Annotated in this window: 17 protein-coding genes and 2 tRNA genes; 10 read left to right on the top strand and 9 right to left on the bottom strand. The window is 36.1% G+C overall.

Features of this window, described 5'->3' with window-relative positions; genetic code table 11:
• Nucleotides 1–2: 2 nt before the first annotated feature.
• From JG738_RS05285 to mltG, 4 genes are all read right to left on the bottom strand, one after another.
• Entirely contained in the window at nucleotides 3–866 is an 864-nt protein-coding gene (locus JG738_RS05285; protein ID WP_201336899.1) for a fumarate hydratase, read from the bottom strand.
• The gene (gene mdh, locus JG738_RS05280) at nucleotides 863–1,822 is read right to left on the bottom strand and encodes a malate dehydrogenase (RefSeq protein ID WP_084275828.1); all 960 of its coding nucleotides are present in this window, start codon (nucleotides 1,820–1,822) and stop codon (nucleotides 863–865) included. The genes JG738_RS05285 and mdh overlap by 4 nt, the downstream gene beginning before the upstream one ends.
• A gap of 39 nt (nucleotides 1,823–1,861) precedes the next feature.
• Entirely contained in the window at nucleotides 1,862–4,078 is a 2,217-nt protein-coding gene (locus tag JG738_RS05275) for an NADP-dependent isocitrate dehydrogenase (protein ID WP_201336898.1), read from the bottom strand.
• 105 nt (nucleotides 4,079–4,183) lie between these two features.
• The gene (gene mltG, locus JG738_RS05270; RefSeq protein WP_201336897.1) at nucleotides 4,184–5,134 is read right to left on the bottom strand and encodes an endolytic transglycosylase MltG; all 951 of its coding nucleotides are present in this window, start codon (nucleotides 5,132–5,134) and stop codon (nucleotides 4,184–4,186) included.
• On the opposite strand from mltG, the gene JG738_RS05265 reads away from it, so the two are divergent.
• Nucleotides 5,076–7,577: an AsmA-like C-terminal domain-containing protein gene (locus tag JG738_RS05265; protein ID WP_201336896.1), complete on the top strand. Its 2,502-nt coding sequence runs from the start codon at nucleotides 5,076–5,078 to the stop codon at nucleotides 7,575–7,577. The two genes, mltG and JG738_RS05265, sit on opposite strands and share 59 nt — an antisense overlap.
• Before the next feature lie 3 nt (nucleotides 7,578–7,580).
• Here the strand turns inward: JG738_RS05265 and JG738_RS05260 are convergent, their stop codons facing one another.
• Both JG738_RS05260 and secA read right to left on the bottom strand, forming a co-directional pair.
• Nucleotides 7,581–8,780, bottom strand: a complete 1,200-nt coding sequence (locus JG738_RS05260) for an ABC transporter permease (protein WP_201336895.1) — start codon at nucleotides 8,778–8,780, stop codon at nucleotides 7,581–7,583.
• Complete coding sequence (gene secA, locus JG738_RS05255) at nucleotides 8,773–11,382, bottom strand: preprotein translocase subunit SecA (RefSeq protein WP_201336894.1); 2,610 nt, start codon at nucleotides 11,380–11,382, stop codon at nucleotides 8,773–8,775. The genes JG738_RS05260 and secA overlap by 8 nt, the downstream gene beginning before the upstream one ends.
• 78 nt (nucleotides 11,383–11,460) lie before the next feature.
• Here secA and lolA point away from each other — a divergent pair, with 78 nt between their 5' ends.
• Nucleotides 11,461–11,976, top strand: a complete 516-nt coding sequence (lolA, locus tag JG738_RS05250) for a LolA-like outer membrane lipoprotein chaperone (RefSeq protein ID WP_201336893.1) — start codon at nucleotides 11,461–11,463, stop codon at nucleotides 11,974–11,976.
• A 22-nt stretch (nucleotides 11,977–11,998) separates the two neighbouring features.
• Here the strand turns inward: lolA and acnB are convergent, their stop codons facing one another.
• The 3 genes from acnB to JG738_RS05235 form a co-directional block, all read right to left on the bottom strand.
• A complete protein-coding gene (gene acnB / locus JG738_RS05245; protein ID WP_201336892.1) occupies nucleotides 11,999–14,578 on the bottom strand; it encodes a bifunctional aconitate hydratase 2/2-methylisocitrate dehydratase in 2,580 nt (859 codons plus the stop codon).
• 9 nt (nucleotides 14,579–14,587) lie between these two features.
• Entirely contained in the window at nucleotides 14,588–15,094 is a 507-nt protein-coding gene (locus JG738_RS05240; protein ID WP_201336891.1) for a hypothetical protein, read from the bottom strand.
• Nucleotides 15,095–15,201: 107 nt separating this feature from the next.
• Entirely contained in the window at nucleotides 15,202–17,430 is a 2,229-nt protein-coding gene (locus JG738_RS05235) for a DNA translocase FtsK (RefSeq protein WP_370583678.1), read from the bottom strand.
• A gap of 195 nt (nucleotides 17,431–17,625) precedes the next feature.
• Between JG738_RS05235 and JG738_RS05230 the strand changes: the two genes are divergently transcribed.
• The 8 genes from JG738_RS05230 (at nucleotide 17,626) to speA (ending at nucleotide 22,775) form a co-directional block, all read left to right on the top strand.
• Nucleotides 17,626–17,901, top strand: coding sequence for an HU family DNA-binding protein (locus JG738_RS05230; protein ID WP_084275819.1), 276 nt, complete (start codon nucleotides 17,626–17,628; stop codon nucleotides 17,899–17,901).
• 68 nt (nucleotides 17,902–17,969) lie between these two features.
• Nucleotides 17,970–18,056, top strand: a tRNA-Leu gene (locus JG738_RS05225).
• A gap of 2 nt (nucleotides 18,057–18,058) precedes the next feature.
• Nucleotides 18,059–18,134 (top strand) — tRNA-Gly (locus JG738_RS05220).
• 24 nt (nucleotides 18,135–18,158) lie between these two features.
• A complete protein-coding gene (locus JG738_RS05215; RefSeq protein WP_201336890.1) occupies nucleotides 18,159–18,674 on the top strand; it encodes a UbiX family flavin prenyltransferase in 516 nt (171 codons plus the stop codon).
• Entirely contained in the window at nucleotides 18,668–19,141 is a 474-nt protein-coding gene (gene coaD / locus JG738_RS05210; RefSeq protein ID WP_201336889.1) for a pantetheine-phosphate adenylyltransferase, read from the top strand. The genes JG738_RS05215 and coaD overlap by 7 nt, the downstream gene beginning before the upstream one ends.
• Nucleotides 19,142–19,720, top strand: a complete 579-nt coding sequence (gene tmk / locus JG738_RS05205) for a dTMP kinase (RefSeq protein WP_201336888.1) — start codon at nucleotides 19,142–19,144, stop codon at nucleotides 19,718–19,720.
• Entirely contained in the window at nucleotides 19,720–20,943 is a 1,224-nt protein-coding gene (hisS, locus tag JG738_RS05200; protein WP_201336887.1) for a histidine--tRNA ligase, read from the top strand. Before tmk ends, hisS begins: the two co-directional genes overlap by 1 nt.
• Nucleotides 20,940–22,775, top strand: coding sequence for a biosynthetic arginine decarboxylase (speA, locus tag JG738_RS05195; protein ID WP_201336886.1), 1,836 nt, complete (start codon nucleotides 20,940–20,942; stop codon nucleotides 22,773–22,775). The genes hisS and speA overlap by 4 nt, the downstream gene beginning before the upstream one ends.

Raw genomic sequence — 22,775 nt, 5'->3', positions numbered from 1 at the left:
CCTTAAATGGTTATATGTGCATGTCGAGAACTGTGACACTGAATGTTAACTGCTACTGGAAGTGATGCGATATGACACATTCTGCCTGGTTGATATGTTTCAATATGAACTGCAAGTGCGGTCTGCGTGCCACCCATTCCCATTGCACCAATTCCCAATTTATTGAGCTCTTCTAAGATCTCTTTCTCAAAAGCATCAAGTTCTGGATCAGGGTTTGGAGTACCAATATTACGAAAGAGTGCATGCTTACTCATTACCGCGGCATAATCAAAACTTCCGCCAATGCCAACTCCAACTACAATAGGAGGACACACATTTGGTCCAGCATCACTCACAACTTGTTTTACAAACTCTTTAATACCTTCCTTACCTTGAGCTGGAGCTAAAACTCTTGCGCGGCTACCATTCTCACTCCCACCACCTTTTGCTGCAAACTCTATCTCTATTTTATCGCCTGGAACAATATCAAAATAGATAACCGGAGGGAGGTTGTAACCCACACTATCTTTAAGATTTGCTCTGGTAAAACAGTCACATGTAGAAGCTCTGAGATATCCTTCTTCATATCCTTTTTTTGTTCCTTCAAAAATTGCTTCTTTAAGACTTCCACCTTCTACTTTTACATCTTCTCCCATTTTGACAAAAAAGATTGCAAGTCCTGTGTCTTGACAAAGTGGCTTATTTTCGTTTGCTGCAATTTCTGCATTTTCTAACAGTTGTTCTAAGACTGCTTTACTAACTAAACTCTCCTCTTTTTCTAAAGCCTCTTGTAAAGCTTTATGCATATCTTCACTTAAATGTGTGGTAGAGTAGATGATGGTATCGCGAATTGCCTTGACTATATCGCCATATTGCACGATTCTCATTTTTTTTCTCCAAAGTAGTCTTGGCTCTCTAAGATATCAATGAGTTCTTTAACTGATGCCACACTCCTATCAAACTCCTCACGCTCTTTAGGTGTAAGTTGCAACTCAATTATCTCTTCAACCCCATCAGCTCCAAGAGTTACAGGTACACCATTTGGAATACCATGTACGCCATATTCTCCCTCTAAAAGTGTTGAACATGGATAGATCTTTTTAGAGTCTTTCAAAATCGCTTCTACCATAATTGCTGTAGCTTTACCAGGAGCGAAATATGCACTTGTTCCCATAAGCTTGACAATTTGTGCACCACCTTTTTTTGTTGCTTCAACTACTTCTGCAAGTTCTCCAGGAGTTAACAGGTCAGTTATTGGAATGCCTGCGACTGTAGAGTAGCGGGGAAGGGGTACCATATAATCTCCATGGCCACCTATAACAGTAGCACGTATTTGACCAGCACCAAATCCAAGTTTTTCATAAATAAAGTGGGTCATTCTTGCACCATCAAGTATCCCAGCCATTCCAATAACTCTATTTTTTGGAAATCCACTCTTTTTCAAAGCAACATACGTCATTGTATCAAGGGGATTTGTTACAACGATGATAATGGAGTCTGGAGCATGCTTGACAACATTCTCTGTTACCTCACTCACTATATCAGCATTTGCAAATAAGAGATCATCTCTACTCATTCCAGGTTTTCTAGGAAAGCCAGCAGTAATAACAACAACTTTTGAATCGGCTATATCTTCATAACTCTCCGCTGCTTTCACAACTGAGTGTGTTCTAAGAGCTGCTGCAGCTTGGTTCATATCAAGCGCTTTCCCTCTTGCTCTATCCTTATCACGATCTACTAAAATAACTTCATGTGCAAGTCCTTGCATTGCAATAGAGTATGCAACAATACTTCCAACATTTCCACCTGCACCTACAATTGATACTTTTGAACCTTTTGGCATTGACATTCCTTTCTTTGAGGGCAAAAGCCCTCAAGTTTTTTAAATATTATCAATAATTTCGTTAAATGTTTTGCTTGGTCTCATTGCTGCAGAGGCTTTTTCATCATCTGGATGATAGTATCCGCCAATATCGGTAGGTTTACCTTCAGCAGCTCTTATCTCTTCTAAGATTTTTTCCTCATTCTCTTTGAGTTTTTGTGCAACTGGAACAAATTTGGCTTCAAGTTCGCTATCTCCGCAGCTTGCAAGCTCTTCAGCCCAGTATGTAGCAAGATAGTAGTGGCTTCCTCTGTTATCAAGCTCACCAACTTTTCTTTTTGGAGTTTTATCATTGTTAAGATATTTACCAACAGCTCTATCAAGAGCATCTGCGATGATAGTTGTTTTTTCACTTGCACCTTGTTTTACTGCAAGTTTGAGTGATTCAACAAGCGCCATAAATTCACCAAGACTGTCCCATCGTAGGTGCCCTTCTTTTAAAAACTGCTCTACGTGTTTTGGTGCACTACCGCCGGCTCCAGTTTCAAATACACCACCACCTGCTAAAAGTGGAACAATTGAAAGTGTTCTCGCACTTGTACCAACTTCGATAATTGGGAAAAGGTCTGTGAGATAATCTCTTAACACGTTACCAGTTACACTGATAGTTCCCTCACCTGCTCTAAATCTTCTAAGCGTATAGCGCATCGCTTTTTCAGGAGCCATAATGTGGTACTCAACACCACTAAGATCTTCACCTCTAAGAACATCAACTACTTTTTTGATAAGGTTAGCATCGTGTGCTCTGTTGCTATCAAGCCAAAAAACAATTGGATATCCGCTCTCTTTTGCTCTTCTTACTGCGAGTTTTGCCCAGTCTACTACTGCTTCATCTTTTGCACTGTATGCTCTCCAGATATCGCCTTCTTCTACTTCATGGCACATCAAAGTGTTACCATCCTCATCGATTGTTTTAATATATCCATCTTCTGGTGGGAAGAAAGTTTTGTCATGACTTCCATACTCTTCCGCTTTTTTTGCCATCAAACCAACATTTTGTACAGTTCCAACTTTTGCAGGATCAAATTGTCCATTTTTAACAATGTCAGATACAATTTCTTTATACATTCTTGCATAAGTTCTATCTGGAACAGTAATTACTGTATCAGCTGTATTTCCATCTGGTCCCCATCCTTGAAGTCCATTTTTGATAACTGCAGGAATAGAAGCATCAATAATAACATCATTTGGTGCATGGAGATTTGTGATACCTGCATCACTATCCACCATATACATGCGAGCATTTTTTTGTAGAATCTCTTGAATTTTATTTTTAATATCTTGTTGCACGCCATCAGGAAGTTTAGAGAGTTTATTTTCCAAATCTACTAAACCGTTATTTGGATCAAATCCAATCTCTTCAAGCTCTTTACCATACTCATCAAATAGTTCTTTGAAATAGACTCGAATCGCATCACCAAACATTACAGGATCAGAAATTTTCATCATAGTAGCTTTTACGTGAAGTGAAAAGAGAATATCTTTCTCTTTCGCGTCATTGATAACACACTCATAAAATTCTCGAAGCGTTTTTCTATTAAGTGAAGCCGCACTAAAAACTTCACCTTTTTTAACATCAACTTCTTTAAGTACTTCTGTCTTTCCATCTTGTCCTTCAAAAACAAGTTTTACTGTTTGATCTTTATCGCTAATGAAAGATTGCTCATTTTGATAAAAGTCATTTTTGTCCATATGTGCAACATAGCTCTTACTATCAGGACTCACTGGTCTCATTTTATGTGGGAATTTTTTCGCATACTCTTTTACTGCTTTACTAAGGCGTCTATCAGAGTTTCCTTGTCGAAGCACAGGGTTTACCGCAGATCCAAGAAGTTTTGCAAATCGATTTCTCAGCTCAACCTCTTCAGCAGTTTTTGGCTCTTCTGGGAAATCTGGAATATCGTATCCTTGAGACTGTAACTCTTTAATAGTTGCTACAAGCTGTGGAATAGAAGCAGAAATATTAGGAAGTTTAATAATGTTTGCTTCTGGTTTAAGTACTAGTTCACCAAGATATGCAAGTTCATCTGCTTGTTTTTTATCTTCAGGGAGTCTATCACTAAATTCAGCGATAACTCTGCCAGCAAGTGAAATGTCCCTGAGCTCAATATCTACGCCGCTATCTTTTGTAAAAGATTCTACAATTGGAAGCAACGAATATGTTGCTAAAGCTGGTGCTTCATCTATCTTCGTCCAAACCACTTTCGCTTTTGCCATTTTTTCTCCTCTTGTTCAAAATTTATTACATTCATATAGTAACAATTAAATAATTTAACTTTTCTCAAGAGAGACTATGAAAGAAAATCTCACAAAGTTTTTGTTTCATTTTTGCACACGTTTGATATTTTGCAAATGATTTTTATAAGTTTTGCTAAATTTATGTCGTCCTTTTGAGATACGGACAAAGTAGAGATAGGAGGTTTTTGCAGGAAATACGGCAGCTGCGATTGCTTCTTTGCTGACTATACATACTGGATAGGGTGGAAGTCCGAAGAATTTATATGTGTTAAATCTGCTGCTATCTTCTTGAATACGTTTTGGAGATACCTTGACATGAGAATATTGTCCATAGTTAAGTGTACCATCCATTTGTAGAGGCATACCTTTTTTAAGTCGGTTATAAATAACAGAGGCGATAAGTGGCATCTCTTCTCTATTTGCAGCCTCTTTTTGGATGATGGAAGCAATAGTTACAATTTTTTCAAACCAAAGTTTTTGATTATATGTGCCATAAAATTTGGACGAGAGCTTTTTATGTCGTGCCAGTGAAAGATGAACCAAAAGCTGTATAACTCTTTTGGGTTCCATATTTTTTGGGATCGCATAGGTTTCTGGAAAAAATACACCTTCAGGGTATGGCGCCACTCTATTATACTCATTTTGTAACACTTTTTGTGACACATGATATCTCTTTGCTAGTTCATCAATAATAGTATAAGTTGTTTCACCTGGTATCAGTGTGATTTTTATAAGAGCAGCTTTCGATTTTGTTAATAAGTAGAGAAAATCTAGCCTTCTTAGTCTTCTGTGATGCAAATCTATCCATCCACTTTGCGGATAACCAATGAAGCGAAGTGTAAATCTATCTATAAAAAAACTATCTATTCCTCTTTTATCCAGGTATGATATAATCTTGCTTATTGTCCCTCGAGGTATATAGATTTGAGAGCTTTGTAAATGAATTGGTTCTGCAAAGTAAAAGAGTAGTGAAACAATGATAATTAAAACAATTTCTACAATAAAAAAAATCGCTTTAACTATTTTTCTTGCCACAATTTTACTTGCCTCACTTTTTTATTTTCTTCTCCAAGAGGGAATAACAATAGAACATCTTCGACTTCCTCTTTTCCAAATTGGAAAATTGTATCTCAAGTTAGATAAAAAACTAATAGTTGAAGGAAATGATATATATCTTCCTGCTTCGCAATCAAAAAAAACTGATATTAGCACTATCAGCAAACTATTAGAGTATTTACCAAAAATTTTTCAACAAATAACATTACGCGATATCCATTTTAATAATAAAAAAGCAACTATCATATATAAAAAAGATATTTTTCTAGCAAAAAGCGACAATTTTCAAACACTTTTCCGTCTCTATCCAACTAAAAATGTGATAAGAGCAAAAGTAGAGAAATTTTATTTCACTCCTTACAATCTCCGTCTCAATGGTGATCTTGGAATACAAAATAATTATTTAGAATTTCATGGATTCTATAATTTTGAAGGAGTAGAAGGCTCATTACAAGTAAGGAAAGAGGGAACGCAACTCTTTTGTCTTGCCAACAGTAAACCTTTTACCAATAAAAATCTTCGTTTAATATTTCGTCATTTCTCATTACATAATGATATAAAAAAATGGAGTTATGAGTATATCAAAGCAAAAGAGTATAAACTTCTCTCTTTCAGACTACATCACAACCTCAAAAAACCTTTTACTCCAAATTCTTTTGAAGCTTTAGCGGAAGCGAAAGGTGTAGTAGTAAAATTTCATCCAAAACTCTCGCCAGCTTTTGTAAAAAAAGTTCAATTACATTATAGTAAAGATACTTTAGAGTTTAAGCTTTTTGAACCTCGCTATAAAAATAAAGATCTTCAAGGCTCATATGTAAAAATTTCGGATTTATCCCATTTTGCAAAATCTCGTATTTTGATACATTTGCAAACAAAAAGTAGACTTGATAATACAATTAAACAGGTACTTCATGCATATAATATAGATATTCCGATTGAACATTATAAAGGAGCTATAGATGCTAAGCTCTCCATTCTTCTCTTTTTTAAAGGTAACAAACTTGATATTTCAGGAGACTTTTTTACTAAAAATGCATTAATATATTTAGAAGGAGTTAAATTTCATTTTTTTGACACACTTTTCAAACTCCATAATGATACCCTCTATCTTAAAAATGGCAATGTAAAAATAGCTGAAATTTTAGATACAAATGCAAAAGGCTTTATAGATTTTGCAAAAGATCAATGTAAATTTTTTCTTCATATCAAACAAGCTTTTCTCCAAAAAGGATATAGCACTATTATTGATGCCAAAAATATAAAAGATATAGTGCTTTGCAATCTTCAAAAACAGTGGATCCATTTGAAAAATGTTAATATTGATATAAAATTTGACAAGGATAAAGAGATTATTATTTATGATCTTCCTGCTTTAGAAAAATACTCTCCACTTTTGCATCAGCTTTCGCCAAAACAGGGAAAAGCGAACATTTTTATTAAAGAAGATGGAATTGATTTTGAGAGTTTCTTTCTCAAGCCAAATAGATTTTTTAGTGAAAATGGAAAATATATAGAAAATTTTTATGTGAGGGGAACTATCAAAAAAAATGTACATATTTCTCTTAATAATTTTTTAGATGCAGTTATCGATAAAGAGATCGCTATTGCTATAAAAAATGTAGACATAAATCTTACGTCAGGAAAAAAGAGTGATACTCTCAACAAAAAAATAAGACTATCACTTTTGCATACAACACTTTATATTAAAAATAGACCACTCAAACTCGATACCGCCAAAGCTGTAATAAATAACCACAATATAACTTTCAATGGAAAATACAAGGAAGGAGAGATAGGTTTTAAACAAAGAGGCAACAGCTTTTCGCTTCGTGCTACTGGGCTTTCTGACGATTTTATAAATACATTTTTACAAAAACAGTTTTTTAGTGGAGGAACATTTTCTCTTATAGCACATGGAGATAGAGACAATTTTCGTGGAAAAGTTACTCTTTCGCAAACCTATATTAAAAATCTTAAAGCCCTTAATAATATATTTGCTTTTTTAAATACTGTCCCAGCACTCGTCACATTCAATGATCCCGGATTTAGTACACAAGGACTTTTTGTAAAAAACGGGCATATAGATTTTGCATATGTAAATGGCAAAATATTTGTTAAAAAACTCTTTTTAGTTTCAAACTCCCTTACTTTTGATGGATATGGTATTGTCGATTTACCAAAAGATACTATTACTATGCAAATAAAACTTATCACTTTAAAATCTGTAACAAATATTCTCAATAAAATACCAGTGGCAGGATATCTCTTATTTGGAAAAGATGGCTCAATTGCTACTACTCTCTCTTTAAGTGGCTCTCTTAAAGATCCCCTAGTAAATACGCAGCTCACAAAAGATACTCTCCAAGCGCCTTTGAATATTATTAAAAGAACTTTACAAATGCCATTCAAGATTTTTCAATAATGCTTATTCGTTACGTAACACTTCAATAACATTGATCTTTGTAGCTTTTCTTGCAGGATAAGTAGCAGAAAGAAGAATGATTGCGATTGCACCAAAAATAATAAGAGTAAGATCTTGTAAGCTCAAATCCACAGGAAGCTTGGCTGTACCATAAACATCTGCTGGGAGTTGAATAATATCGAAGTTTTGCAATATAAAGAGGCCTAAAAATCCAAATGCTACGCCAAAAAGAATTCCTACTCCACCTATAATTGAGCCGAGTTTGAAAAAAATTGACCGAATCTCTTTTGGAGTGGCACCCAAACTGAGCAACAGCGCTATCTCTTTGCGTCTATTCATTACAGTCATCAATAAAGAGCTAACGATATTGAGTGAAGCTATGAGAATTATAAGCATCAAAACTATAAACAGAGCTCGTTTTTCCATTGCAAGTGCTGCAAAAAAATTTCCATTTTGCTGCCACCAACCAACTATTCCTATACTATTTGGTAATACCTCTTTTATCTTTTGCAAATCTTTTTGAGGATTTGGTGAATAGATATGAATGCCAGAAAAAGTGTGGAGAGGAAAACGGAGTACTTTGCGCAGACTCTCCAATATAGTATAAGAGTAAGCTTTGTCATATGCAATGAGACCAGAAGAGAATGTCCCTACTACTTTAAATCTTTTAAAAATTGGTGTAATAGAAAATCCACTGGGCTCACTTTTGGTAAATAGTAAGAAGATCTTCTCTCCAGGAACGAGATAGAGTTCATCAAAGAGCTGCTTTCCTACGATAATCTCAAATTTTTGCGGCACTTTTTTTAAAGAGGATGCCAATACGTCATTGATTTCTCGCTCTTTTGCAAAATCTACACCAAAAACAATCCCCCCTTCGAGCTTATCACCCTTTTTATAAATAACTTGTGATGAGATATAGGGACTATAGCGCAAAGAGGGAAACTCTTTTTGCAAAGTCTTTAAAATATCTTCATAAAGATAAGGAGAGTATTTTGGAAACACTGTAAGAGGATAATTCATAGTAAAAAGTTTTTTTTCAAACTCTTTATCAAAACCATTCATTATCGCCATTGCGATAATGAGTACCATTACACCAACCATAATGCCTAAAAAGGCAAGGAGAGCAGATAAGAAAATAAATGGCTGCTCTTTATCAAAACGAAGATATCTTCGAACTATATAATTGACAAGTTTTTTATCCATTGGCTGCAGCTGCTAAGACACCTTTCTTAGGCCCACTCTTGCCGCAGCAATGCTTATATTTCTTGCCACTCCCACATGGACATGGTTCGTTACGCGCTGGCTTTTTTGTGCCTACCAAGGTTTTATGAGATGATTCTTCTTGCTGCACCTCTTGGCCATGTTGCAATACAGCAGCTTGTTTGACCTCCTCTTCCATTTTAGCAAGCTCTGCTTCTAAACGACGCAGCTCTTCCTCTTCAGCTTCATCACGCAGCTGTATCATATGAAGTGTCTTAATTGCTTCAGATTTTATACGGTGAATAAGCTCTATAAAAAGATTGTAAGACTCTTTTTTATACTCAACGAGAGGATCTTTTTGATTATATCCACGCAAACCTATACCAGTTTTCAAAATATCCATCTGATAGAGATGTTCTCTCCAAGCATTATCAAGGACTTGTAGATACAAGATCCTCTCAATTTCGCGTCTTTGAGCATCATCTAAACGGCTCATCTTCTCTTCATACTCATTTTCTAATTTTTGGAGAATATACTCTTTGAGATCTTCATAATCTCTATTTTGCAACTCTTCTTGTGAAAATGTAGTATTGAAGTCTTCTTGAATCTTTTTTACCAATTTTTCAAGATTGAAATCCTCTTTTGGCATTTCTGGAAAAATTTCACACTCATGCAAGATATCTTCAACAATCTCTGCTCTATTTTCTTTGATTTTGCTATCTATGTCATACTCTGGATTGAGAAGTTCTTGACGAAATTTATAAATTGTCTTTCTCTGCTCATTAGCAACATCATCATATTCAAGAATATGTTTACGTGATTCAAAATGGAGATTTTCTACTTTTTTTTGCGCTTTTTCAACAGCGCGTGTTACCATTTTTGATTCGATATGCTCGCCCTCTTCAATTCCCAGGCGGTTCATAATGTTTTTGATTCTATCTCCACCAAAAATACGTAGTAAGTTATCTTCAAGGCTCAAGAAAAATTGGCTCGCACCTGGATCCCCTTGACGTCCAGCACGTCCTCGAAGCTGGTTATCAATCCGTCTACTCTCATGACGCTCTGTACCAAGAATAAAGAGGCCTCCTAACTCTCTTACTTCATCATCGATTTTTATATCAACACCACGTCCTGCCATGTTTGTTGCAACTGTTACGGCACCTTTCTTACCAGCTTGTGCGATGATTTCTGCCTCTTTTTCGTGATGTTTGGCATTGAGTATCGTATGAGGAATCTTCTCTTTTGTTAAAAGCTTATGAAGCAATTCATTTTTTTCTATTGACGTAGTCCCTACAAGTACAGGTTGACCCTTTTTATGGAGCTCTTTAATTTTTTTGACTACTGCATCAAACTTCTCTTTTTCTGTCTTGAAAATGAGATCATCTAAATCTTTTCTAATGACAGGTCTATTAGTTGGAATTGAGATAACTTCAAGACCATAAATCTCTGCAAACTCAGTCGCCTCAGTCTGTGCAGTACCGGTCATACCTGCAAGTTTTTTATAGAGCCTAAAGTAGTTTTGGAATGTAATATCAGCGAGCGTTTGACTCTCCTCTTGGATCTGTACCCCCTCTTTAGCTTCTAAAGCTTGGTGCAAACCTTCGCTAAATCGTCGCCCTTCACTCAGTCTTCCTGTAAACTCATCTACAATTACTACTTCACCATTTTTCACAACATAATCTACATCTTTTTGAAAAAGATGATTAGCTTTGAGGGCCTGATCAAGGTGGTGAGCTAAAATTGCGTTTTCCATGCTATAGAGGTTGTCTACACCAAAGAGCTCTTCTGCTTTTGCAATACCCTCTTGAGTAAGAAGAATAACTCTATCTTTTTCATCAACAGTAAAATGCTTATCACGCTCAAGCTGCTTAGCAATTTTATCAGCTTTTATGTAGGTATCGAGTTTTCTATTGGTTGGACCAGAAATAATAAGCGGAGTTCTTGCTTCATCAATCAAAATGGAGTCCACTTCATCAACTATTGCATAGTTATGTCCTCTTTGTACTATCTCCTCAAGTGAGTATTTCATATTATCTCGTAGGTAATCGAATCCAAATTCATTATTTGTACCATAAGTAATATCGCATTGGTACTGTTTTTTTCGTTCCAAATCATCCTGAATTTCACTGGTAATACATCCTGTGCTATAACCTAAAAATTCATAGAGTTTACCCATTTCAGTAGCATCACGCTTTGCCAAGTAATCATTAACAGTAACTACATGGACACCTTCTCCAGTCATTGCGTTGAGGGCTACTGCAAGAGTTGCAACGAGGGTTTTTCCCTCCCCTGTTTTCATTTCTGCAATTTTTCCTTCATGCAGTACCATACCACCGATGAGCTGTACATCAAAATGGCGCATTCCAAGAACACGCTTACTTGCTTCCCTTGTAATTGCAAAGGAGTCTTCAAGTACTTCATCCATAGTAGCTTCGCCGTTTTTTACTTTTTGACGTAGTTCATCAAAGGCTTTTTTCAGTTCTTCATCACTCAATTTTTCATATTTAGGTTCAAGAGCATTTATTTTTTTTACACGTTTTTGATAACGTTTAAGTTCTCTATCGTTTTTTGTTCCTATAATTTTATGGACAACACTCTTTAGCATTATTCCCTATCCTTTCAAATTCGTTTTGCCATTTTAACACAATTTGGTATATAATCTTTTTTCATCAAGGAGGATTCCATGAAGAAATTATTACTAATATTTATAGTAGTTATAGCATATTCTTTTGCGAAAATCAATATCAATACATTTCATAGCAAATTTTTGCAAACAATTACAAATGAGCAAAATAAGACTCTTCGATATGAAGGAGAAGTCTGGTTTAAAAAACCTCTTTTAGTCAAATGGATTTATAAAAAACCTCTTTATAAAGAGATCCATATAATTGCCAATAAAGTAGTAGTTATTGAGCCTGAACTAGAACAAGTTACAATCAATCATTTACAAAAAGATTTAAATCTTTTAAAAATTTTAGAGAATGCTAAAAAGATTGAAAACGATCACTATAAAGCAGCTATTGAAAAGAAGAATTTTGATATCTATTTTCATAATGGAAAATTAAAAAAGATTAGCTATCAAGATGATCTAGGAAATCTTAACGAGATACTTTTTTTGGATCCGGAGCAAAATATTGAATTAGAAACAAAACAGTTTGGATATAAAATAAACCCTGAATGGGATGTGATTCAAGAGTAACAGCGCCAACAGGCGCTGCTTTTTATACATATTTATGAATCATCTCTTCTAATAATGCTTCATCAATCTGATCAAAGTTAAGATATGTATAGACTTTATCCTCTTTACCAGCAAGTTTTTTCGGAACGATTTCAAGATACTCCTCTTTCGTAGGGATTCTTCCTAAAATCGCTGTAACTGCTGCAAGCTCTGCACTTCCAAGATAGACTTTAGCATCTTTACCCATTCTATTGTCAAAGTTTCTTGTACTTGTACTAAAAACAGTTGCTCCATCTCTAACTCTTGCCTGGTTACCCATACATAAACTACATCCAGGAAGCTCTGTTCTTGCACCTGCTGCAGCATAAATAGAATAATATCCCTCTTCAATGAGTTCTTCTTCATCCATTTTAGTAGGAGGAGCTATCCAAAGTCTTACAGGAACTTGTCCTTCACCTTTGAGTACTTCACCAAGAGCTCTATAGTGACCAATATTTGTCATACAGCTTCCAACAAATACTTCATCTATTTTATGTGGTCTATTTGGATTAGCAAGTACTTCACTCAAAGTTGCAACATCATCTGGATCGTTTGGACATGCAACAATTGGCTCAGTAATTTCATTTAAGTCAATCTCAATAACTGCAGCATACTCTGCATTTTTGTCCGCTTTCATAAGTGTTGGATTTTTAAGCCACTCTTCCATTTTCTTCTTACGTCTCTCAAGCGTTTTAGCATCTTGATACCCAGCATCAATCATTTTCTCAATAAGCTTGATATTTGATTTAATATACTCAACTACAGGCTCTTCATCAAGCTCAACTGTACAAGCAGCTGCACTTCGCTCAGCACTAGCATCGCTAAGCTCAAAAGCCTGCTCAACTTTGAGGAATGGAAGTCCTTGGATCTCAAGGATTCGTCCAGCAAAGATATTTTTCTTACCCTTTTTCTCTACTGTCAAGAGTCCCTGTTTGATAGCAAAATAAGGGATCGCATTTACAAGGTCACGAAGCGTGATACCAGGCTGTAACTCACCGCTAAATCTCACAAGTACAGATTCAGGCATATTGAGTGGCATCGTGCCAGTAACAGCAGCAAATGCTACAAGACCAGATCCAGCTGGAAAACTGATACCTATAGGAAATCTTGTATGTGAATCACCACCTGTACCAACAGTATCCGGAAGCACCATTCTGTTAAGCCAAGAGTGAATAACACCATCTCCAGGCTTCAAGCTCACACCACCTCTACTTGTAATGAATTCAGGAAGAGTATGCTGCAACTCGATATCTGCTGGTTTTGGATAGGCGGCTGTATGACAAAAACTTTGCAATACAAAATCTGCTCCAAAGCTAAGAGCCGCAAGCTCTTTAATCTCATCTCTGGTCATTGCACCAGTGGTATCCTGGCTACCAACTGTTAAAGTCTCAGGCTCTACATACATTCCAGGGCGTACACCTTCCATGCCACATGCACGTCCTACCATCTTTTGAGCAAGTGTATATCCAACACCTTCTTTTCCTTCTGGTTGCTCAGGTCTAGTGAAGAAATTCTCTTCTGGCATACCAAGCGCAGCTCTTGCTTTTCGTGTTAAGCCCCGACCAATAATCATCGGAATTCGTCCACCTGCTCTATACTCATCAGGCAATGTATTAGGTTTTAGTTTAAACTCACTAACAACTTCACCGTTTTTGAGGATTTTTCCTTCATATGGTCGAATTTCAATAACATCACCTGTTTCAAGATTATCTACTGGAGCTTCAATAGGAAGTGCACCAGAATCTTCTGCGGTGTTAAAGAAAATTGGAGCAATGATACCACCTATAATGATACCACCTGTTCTCTTATTAGGAACGTGTGGGATATCTTCTCCGATCCACCACTGCACTGAGTTGATACCAGATTTTCTGCTGGAACCTGTTCCTACAACATCACCAACGAATGCTACAGGAAGCCCTTTTTCTTTCAGTTTTTTAATAGTCTCTTGTGCATCTGGCATCTTTGCTTTGAGCATTGAGAGCGCATGCAAAGGAATATCACTTCTACTCCATGCTTCGCTTGCCGGACTTAAATCGTCTGTATTAGTTTCGCCTGGTACTTTAAAAACCACTGCTTTGATTGATTCTGGAAGAGGATCTCTGCTAAAAAACCACTCTGCATTTGCCCAAGACTCAAGAACCTCTTTTGCATATTTATTTGTTTTTGCTTTTTCAACCACATCATTGAATGCATTGTATACAAGAAGCGTCTTTTTCAGTGCATCTGCAGCTGCCTGTGCAACTTCTGGATCTTCATGATCGAGTGCCTCTACAAGAGGTCCCACATTGTATCCACCAAGCATTGTGCCAAGGATTTCAACTGCATGCTTTGGACTAATAGCTGCAGTTTGCGCATGACCTTGTACAATATCACGCAAAAATGCTGCTTTTACATACGCTGCTTCATCAACGCCAGGAGGAACACGGTTGAGGAGAAGATCCATCAAGAACTCTTCTTCCACTATTGGTACTTGTTTCAAAAGCTTAATGACTTCATTTACCTGTTCAGCAGTCAATGGTTTTGGCGGAATCCCCATTGCTTCACGTTCAGCAGCCGCTTTTTTGTATTCTTCAATAAATCCCATACCTACTCCTTATTGTAAATTATAGTTGTGTCGAAATTGATCAATTCTCTTTTGAAATTGTTGCAAAATATGCTCAAGTCGTTTGAGATGAACCTCTTTTTCATGAAGAAGGTGAGATTTCTCTTCTTCAAGTTTCATCTCTTCATCAAGAAGTTTCATCTCTTGCGAGGTCATCTCCTCGTAACGCTCTTTGAGTTCCTCTATAATTTTTTTATGCTCATCAAGCTCTTTTATAAGTCGTGCTCTGTCTCTTTCAAGCATCTCAATTTCACGCTCAGTTTGTGCTTTGAGTGTGGCTTGTTGGATTCGTTTCAGATGATTGAGAATATCATGAAATCTATGCTCATGCTCTCGTAATTCACGCGAGATTTGCAAAATCTCAGACTCTAAAGAAGCCAACTGCTCTTTTACTTGAGTAAGCTTAGACTCAAGTTGGGCAATCTCCTCTTTATCTTTTTCAACAAGCTTTTCGAAATGCTCGATTTTTTGCTGCATTTTTTTGAGAAACTCTTCCATATCTCCTCCTTGTAATTGTAATGATATTCTAACAAACATCCAATAATGAACAGTGAAAATGTTACTAATAGTATCAGTGCAAAAAAAGAGTGTAAAGAAAGGTAACACTATAGAAGAATTTCTCTGCTACCTTTTGCATTTGGAGCAGAGAGAACTCCCATATTTTCAAGCTGTTCTATAATTCTTGCAGCTCTATTGTAACCTATTTGCAAGCGTCTTTGAAGATAGCTGATTGAAGTTTTCCTCTCGCTGAGTATAATCTCTTTTGCCTCTTCATAAAGCTCATCGAGCTCTTCGCCCGATGCATTTGTAGTACTTGTAGAACCGCTTTCGAGCGTTTCAGCCAAAAACCTCTCTTCATACTCTGGTTCTCTTTGAGCTTTGAGAAATTCTACTATCTGCTCAATCTCTTGCTCGCTCACCCATGGTGCATGCAATCGAATAATCCCTGCAGCTCCAGGAGGAGTGAACAGCATATCTCCTCTTCCAAGAAGTGACTCAGCCCCAATGCTATCTAAAATAACTTTACTATCTATTTTTTGTCCAACACGAAAGCTAATGCGGGCTGGCAAATTTGCTTTAATCAGTCCTGTTACAACATCAACACTTGGTCTTTGTGTAGCAACGATGAGATGAATACCACTTGCTCGTGCCATTTGAGCAAGGCGTGCAATAGAGTATTCTACATCTTTTCCACTTGTCATCATTAAATCAGCCAATTCATCAATTATAACAACAATATATGGAAGCTCTGGCAAACCCACTTTACTGGCTTTTTTGTTATATCCTTCAATATTTTTTGTCTTTAATTGGCTCATAAGCTGATAGCGCCGCTCCATCTCTGCAACCATATTACTCAAAGCTACAACAGCCTGTTTGGATGAAGTAATCACAGGAGTAAGAAGATGTGGGATATCGTTGTAGATACTAAACTCTAACATCTTTGGATCTATCATAAGAAGCTTTAAGCGATCTGGAGAGTTTCTATACAAAAGGCTGATAAGCATAGAGTTAATACCTACACTTTTACCACTTCCTGTTGTTCCTGCAATGAGAAGGTGAGGAAGTTTTTTCAGATCTGTTATAAAAGGTTTACCAACTATATCTTTTCCTAAAGCAAGTGTAAGAGGCGATGCAGCTTTTTTAAAGATATCACTATCGATGATTTCTCTTAAATAAATTGTTTCAAATTTACTATTTGGAATCTCTATGCCAACAACATCTTTTCCTGGCACAGGTGCTTGGATCCTGATCGTCTGTGCACGAAGAGCCATAGCTAAGTCATCAGCCAGATTCAAAATTTTTGATACCTTAATATGCGGTGCAGGTTTGAACTCAAATGTTGTAACAAGTGGTCCAGAATAAGTGCGAACTACATCCCCTTCGATTTTAAATTGCTTGAGCTTACTTATGAGCTCTGTAACCTTACTATCTATTTCAGCTTCATTAATCTCTTGTTTCTCTTTTGGAGGGTTTTGCAAATACTCAATTGGAGGGAGTTGAAAATTTTCTGGTTTGTCAATTGCACCTTTTTCAATTGATGCAAGAAACTTTTCATTCTCTTCTAATGTTTTAACAATTTTGACTTCCTGTATTTTTTTATTCTCTTTTTTTATATTTTTATCTTGAAGAGGTTTTTGTTCATTATCTTTTTGGGTAGATTTTATTAAAGTTGATAGTGATTCTTTCTCTTTTTTAGTAATATTTATATTTCTATTCTGTTTTTTTGTGGGTTTTGAAGACATATCTTTCTGTTGCAAAGTTTCTAGTGGATTTTTGACAAGTTTTATTGAAGGTTTCTTCTCTTCTTTGTGGGATTTTTTTTCATTTTTTTCAGCTACTGTTTCTGAGGTTTCTTGAATTTCTTGCTCTATCTTCTCTTTGATAATGACAGCATTATTATTTTCGTCTATAATTAGTTTTTCTTTCTTAACGTTTGCGTTTAATAAAGCTTTGAGTCTGTTTGCAAAGAGAAGATAAATCACTCCAACGAGCATGAACCAAAAGAGCCATACTCCTGCAATACCTATATAAGGTGAGAGCATATTAATAAAACTATTTGCCAATTTTCCATTATGAGGAGGAGTAAAAAGAAGAGCTTGTAAAATGAGTAGTGCTAAAAAAATTAAAAGTATTGCAAGAAAAAAGTTACCCAACTCTTTTGCAGTTAAATTTTTTTTGTAAGCAAACCAAAGCGGCAGTAAAAGCAAAAAGGGGTAGATATATGAAAAATATCCAAAAATCTCTCTATTATATTTTCCTAGAATTGCTCCAAATTTTCCAACAAAATGAAAATCCATAAAAATTGTTGAGATACCTAAGTAAATAAGCAGCATGAAAATAAAAAGAGAGGAGATTTTTTTCAAAGCAAGCCTTTTATTTTTTCAAAATTATACAAAAATTTGTAACTTAAAGAGCAAATCACCCTATTTTTGACACTTTTTTTGAAAAAAATGGCATAAATTCCTTGAATTTTTTAAAAAATATTTGTAGAATTGAATTGTAATCCAATTTTATCAAAAGGAATCACAATGAAAAAGAGTGAATTCATCCAAGCGGTTGCAGAAAAAGCTGGACTTTCAAAGAAAGATACACAAAAGGTCATTGAAGCTGCTCTAGAGACAATTACAGAGGCACTCAAAAAAGGTGAAGATGTAGCATTTATTGGATTTGGTACTTTTACGACTTCAATGAGAGCAGAAAGAAAAGCAAAAGTTCCTGGAACAGACAAAGTTGTTACTGTACCAGCAACAAGAGTTGTAAAATTTAAAGTAGGAAAAAAACTTAAAGAAGAAGTAGCGAAATAATCCTGGAGCTTCGGCTCTTAGGATTAAATTTTTTTTAATCTTTTTTTTGTTACTATTTCGTTCCCGAAGCCGGGGTGGTGAAACTGGCAGACACGCGAGACTCAAAATCTCGTGGGCTTTTGCCCGTGAGGGTTCGAGTCCCTCCCCCGGTACCACTGCGGGAGTAGCTCAGAGGCTAGAGCACCTCCTTGCCAAGGAGGGGGTCGCGGGTTCGAATCCCGTCTCCCGCTCCACGTTTTTCTCCTGAAGGTTTATTATTGAAAGTCGCTGTCGCAATCTCAGGTGCAAGTGGTGCACAACTAGGTCTAAAAGCATATAAATGTCTCCCTACATCTATTGAAAAATATCTCATAATTTCAAAAAACGCAAAAATAGTACTGGAAAAAGAGAGTAATCTTTTTTACAATGATGAGATTTGGGCAGGGCCGGCTAGCGGGAGCTTTGGTCTTGACGCACTCATGATTGTACCCTGTTCAATGAATACATTGGCGAAAATTGCTGTTGGTATCGCAGATAATCTTGTAACTCGTGCTGCAAGTGTTATGATAAAAGAGCAAAAAAAATTACTTCTTGCTCCACGAGAAATGCCTTTAAGCCCTATAGCCCTTGAAAATATGCTTAAACTCTCCAAAATAAATGTTATAATTGCCCCACCAATCATGGCTTACTATTCTAAGCAAAAGAGTCTCAAAGAAATGGAAGAATTTTTTATTGGCAAATGGTTTGATCTACTTGGTATAGAACATAATCTATATAAGAGATGGGAATGTTAAAAAAAGTTATCTATCCAGGAACGTTTGATCCTATCACAAATGGGCACCTTGATATTATTAGCCGTGCTGCAAGAATTTTTGATGAAGTTATTGTAGCAGTTGCCCTTTCCCAAGAAAAAAAGCCAATGTTTGATATTGCAACACGAGTCAAAATGGCAAAACTTGCTACGCAGCATATACCAAATGTTCGCATTAAAGATTTTGACACACTACTTGTCAACTTTTGTCAAAGAGAGCAAGCAAAAATCATTATAAGAGGACTTAGAGCAGTAAGTGATTTTGAGTATGAACTGCAAATTGGATACGCTAATCAATCCCTCGATAAAGAGCTTGAAACCCTCTATCTCATGCCAAGTTTACAAAATGCTTTTATTAGCTCATCAGTTGTACGTGCTATTTTAAAATTCAAAGGTGATGTATCACATCTTGTACCACAAGCTATTATCCCTCTTTTAGAGAGTAGATAGATGTATATCCTCTTTGAAGGTATAGATAGAGTTGGCAAAAGTACACAAATAGCACTTTTACAAAAAGCCTTCCCTCATGCTATCTTTACCAAAGAGCCAGGTGGTACACCATTAGGCAAAAAAATTCGTGAGCTCATTCTTCATACTCAAAATCCTTCTACAATCGCAGAACTTTTCTTATTTTTAGCTGATCGCGCCGAGCATATACAAAAAATTATTATTCCTAATAAAGATAAGCTGATAATTAGTGATCGAGGATTTATTTCAGGTATTGCCTATGCTAAAACAAAAACATCTATGAGCATTGAAAAACTTCAAAAATTAAACGCTATTGCTTTGCAAAACACCTATCCTGATAAAATTGTATTTTTAGAGATTTCACCCCAAGAACTAGAGAGGCGCTTGAGCACCCAACCACTTGATAATATAGAGCAAAGAGGTATTGAATATCTTTTGGAAGTGCAAGAAATAATGAAAAATTTGGTAATTCATAGTAAAATTGCATACCTCATTCTTGATGCGACTGCATCTAAAGAGAAAATATTTGAAAAAATAGTTCAATTTATCAAGGAAAACTAATGGCTATCAAAGCGTTACGGGGTATGAAAGATATTTTACCACCAATAAGCAAAAAATATATCGCATTTATTCAAAAAGCGTCACACATTGCACAAAATTACTCTCATGAGTATATTGAGCCTCCTTTATTAGAAGAAACAGTACTTTTTCGTCGTAGCGTAGGTGAAAGTAGTGATATTGTAGGTAAAGAGATGTATCAATTTATCGACAAGGGTGGTAATGATGTCTGTTTGCGTCCCGAAGGGACTGCTGGTGTAGTACGCAGCTTCATTGAGCATAAACTCGATCGTCAAGGAGGTGTCCATAGGTTTTACTACTATGGTCCTATGTTTCGCTATGAAAGACCACAAAAAGGAAGACTCCGCGAGTTTCACCAATTTGGTGTAGAGAGTTTTGGTGAAGCAAGTGTGTATGAGGATGCATCAATTATTCTCCTAGCAAAAGAGATACTAGATAGTTTTCACATTGGCTATGAACTTAAAATAAACTCTCTTGGCTGCCCTCAGTGCTTGCCTTCCTATCGTAAAAAACTCATTGATTTTCTTTCTAGTAAAGAGGATATCTGTGAAGATTGTAAGAGAAGAAGAGAGACCAATCCTATTAGAGTACTTGATTGTAAAAATGCATATTGTCAAGAGATTTATGTGAATGCCCCAAAACTTTTAGAACATTTATGTGATGACTGTAACAGAGATTTCTCCCAACTGCAAGAGATTTTACAAAGTGAAGGAGTAGCATTTACAATAGATGAAAACTTGGTGCGAGGCCTTGACTATTACACAAAAACAGCGTTTGAGTTTGTAAGTAGCGATCTTGGTGCGCAAAATGCAGTTGCTGGTGGAGGAAGGTATGATAATTTAGTGGAATTTTTAGGTGGGCGCCCTACTCCAGCAGTCGGATTTGCTATAGGAATTGAAAGAGTCTTGGAGCTTATTCAACTTGATGAGAATAAACGTGAAGGTTTCTATTTTGGTGTAATGATAGCTGAAGCAATTGAGAGTGCATTTTCTCTCACTATTAAAAAACGTAAACAAGAAAAAGTCTATTTTGAACCTAAACCTAAAAGCCTCAAAGCCCATCTCAAAGCAGCAGACAAACAAAAAGCTCGCTATGCTTGTATAATAGGCGAAGAGGAGTACCAAAATGGCACTGTGTGGATAAAAGATTTAGAGCAAAAAAGTGAAAAAGTTGTTACTTTCGAAGAGTTTATGGGGATCCAATGACAAATTACGGAATCCATTTATGGTCAAATGGGGATTTTTTCATTGAGGAGGGATTTGTAAAAATAAACTATAAATCTAAACCCTCACTCTACGAAATTACACAAAAAATTCGAGACACAGGAATTAGAGGTCCAATACTGCTGCGCTTTCCCCATCTGATTAGAAAACAGATCGATTCTCTTTTTAGTGAATTTAATAGGGCAATTAAAACTTTCAACTACAAAGGAAAATTTCAAGCAGTCTTTCCTCTTAAAGTCAATCAGTTTCCCAATTTCGTTACAAGCCTTGTCGATATTGGAAAACAGTATAACTATGGATTAGAGGCAGGGAGCAAAGCTGAACTCATCATTGCGATGGCATTTAATAATAAAAATGCTCCCATCACTGTTAATGGCTTTAAAGACAAAAGCATGATTAGCCTAGGGTTTATTGCAAGAAAGATGGGTTTTGATACCACATTGACAATAGAGGGTCTCAATGAACTAGAAAATATTATAGAAGCTGCTAAAGAGTACAAAGATCCTATTCCCAATATTGGCCTTCGTATACGTCTACATAGCTCCGGTATAGGTATCTGGGCAAAAAGTGGTGGTATCAATTCTAAATTTGGTCTTACATCTACGGAACTTCTTGAAGCTGTAGAGCTTTTACGCAAAAATAGTCTCCTTGATAAATTTACTATGATCCACTTTCATATTGGAAGTCAAATAGGAGAGATAAATCCTGTCAAAAAGGCTCTACGCGAAGCTGGAAATATCTATGCTGAACTAAAAAAGATGGGCGCAAAAAATCTCAATAATATCAACCTTGGAGGTGGACTAGCTGTAGAGTATTCTCAACATGAAAATATACATAATCGCAATTATACTCTTACTGAATTTACAAACGATGTAGTCTTTTTGCTTAAAGAGATTGCAGTCCAAAAAAACGTAGAAGAGCCCAATATATTCACTGAATCTGGACGATTTATCGCCGCTAGCCATGCCGTACTTATTGCACCGGTACTAGAGCTTTTTAGTCAAGAGTATACAGAAAAAGGACTCAAGCTTAAAAAAAAGAATCCTCCTTTAGTTCAAGAGCTTTACGACCTCTATAAAAGTATCAATCCCTCTAATGCTATTGAATATTTTCACGATAGCCTCGATCATATGGAATCACTTTTGACCCTTTTTGATCTTGGTTATATTGATTTGCAAGATCGTAGCAATACAGAAATACTTGTGCATCTCATTATCAAAAAAGCAATTGAGCTTACAAAAGATAAAGATCGCTATGAACTTAAGCGGATCCAAGATAGAGTCCAAGAGCGCTACCTTCTTAATTTTTCTCTCTTTCAAAGTTTGCCAGATTTCTGGGGTCTTAAACAGCGCTTTCCTGTTATGCCTCTCAATAAACTCGATCAAAATCCAACAAGAAGTGCATCATTATGGGATATTACCTGCGATAGTGATGGAGAGATTGATTTTAATATAGATTATCCTCTCTTTTTACATGATGTAGACTTAAGTAAAGAGGAGTACTTTTTGGCTTTTTTCCTCGTTGGTGCTTATCAAGAAATATTAGGAATGAAACATAATCTCTTCACACATCCAACAGAAGTGACAGTTGTTTTTGATGAGCAGGGCTATAAACTTGAAAATATTGTAGAATCTCAGACAATTTTAGATATTCTCTATGATATGGATTATGACATCAATGAAATTCAAAGTAGACTGAAGCAGTATATTGCAAAAAGTGGTTGCAAAAATAAAGAAAAAATCTTAGAAAATCTCCATCTACTCCTTCATGAAAATAACTATCTTAAAATCTCTCCCAAAAGGGTTTGCGTATGA

Origin of the sequence: Nitratiruptor sp. YY08-26 (assembly GCF_016593215.1) — a bacterium.
Taxonomy (GTDB): domain Bacteria; phylum Campylobacterota; class Campylobacteria; order Campylobacterales; family Nitratiruptoraceae; genus Nitratiruptor; species Nitratiruptor tergarcus.
This window is presented reverse-complemented; position numbering and strand designations above follow the sequence as displayed.

Coding starts and splice junctions, on each gene's coding strand:
- acnB (WP_201336892.1), bottom strand. CDS start 14,578: ATGGGATTTATTGAAGAATACAAAAAAGCGGCTGCTGAACGTGAAGCA.
- hisS (WP_201336887.1), top strand. CDS start 19,720: ATGGCTATCAAAGCGTTACGGGGTATGAAAGATATTTTACCACCAATA.
- lolA (WP_201336893.1), top strand. CDS start 11,461: ATGAAGAAATTATTACTAATATTTATAGTAGTTATAGCATATTCTTTT.
- tmk (WP_201336888.1), top strand. CDS start 19,142: ATGTATATCCTCTTTGAAGGTATAGATAGAGTTGGCAAAAGTACACAA.
- JG738_RS05265 (WP_201336896.1), top strand. CDS start 5,076: ATGATAATTAAAACAATTTCTACAATAAAAAAAATCGCTTTAACTATT.
- speA (WP_201336886.1), top strand. CDS start 20,940: ATGACAAATTACGGAATCCATTTATGGTCAAATGGGGATTTTTTCATT.
- JG738_RS05230 (WP_084275819.1), top strand. CDS start 17,626: ATGAAAAAGAGTGAATTCATCCAAGCGGTTGCAGAAAAAGCTGGACTT.
- JG738_RS05285 (WP_201336899.1), bottom strand. CDS start 866: ATGAGAATCGTGCAATATGGCGATATAGTCAAGGCAATTCGCGATACC.
- JG738_RS05235 (WP_370583678.1), bottom strand. CDS start 17,430: ATGCTGCTTATTTACTTAGGTATCTCAACAATTTTTATGGATTTTCAT.
- coaD (WP_201336889.1), top strand. CDS start 18,668: ATGTTAAAAAAAGTTATCTATCCAGGAACGTTTGATCCTATCACAAAT.
- mdh (WP_084275828.1), bottom strand. CDS start 1,822: ATGCCAAAAGGTTCAAAAGTATCAATTGTAGGTGCAGGTGGAAATGTT.
- secA (WP_201336894.1), bottom strand. CDS start 11,382: ATGCTAAAGAGTGTTGTCCATAAAATTATAGGAACAAAAAACGATAGA.
- JG738_RS05240 (WP_201336891.1), bottom strand. CDS start 15,094: ATGGAAGAGTTTCTCAAAAAAATGCAGCAAAAAATCGAGCATTTCGAA.
- JG738_RS05260 (WP_201336895.1), bottom strand. CDS start 8,780: ATGGATAAAAAACTTGTCAATTATATAGTTCGAAGATATCTTCGTTTT.
- JG738_RS05275 (WP_201336898.1), bottom strand. CDS start 4,078: ATGGCAAAAGCGAAAGTGGTTTGGACGAAGATAGATGAAGCACCAGCT.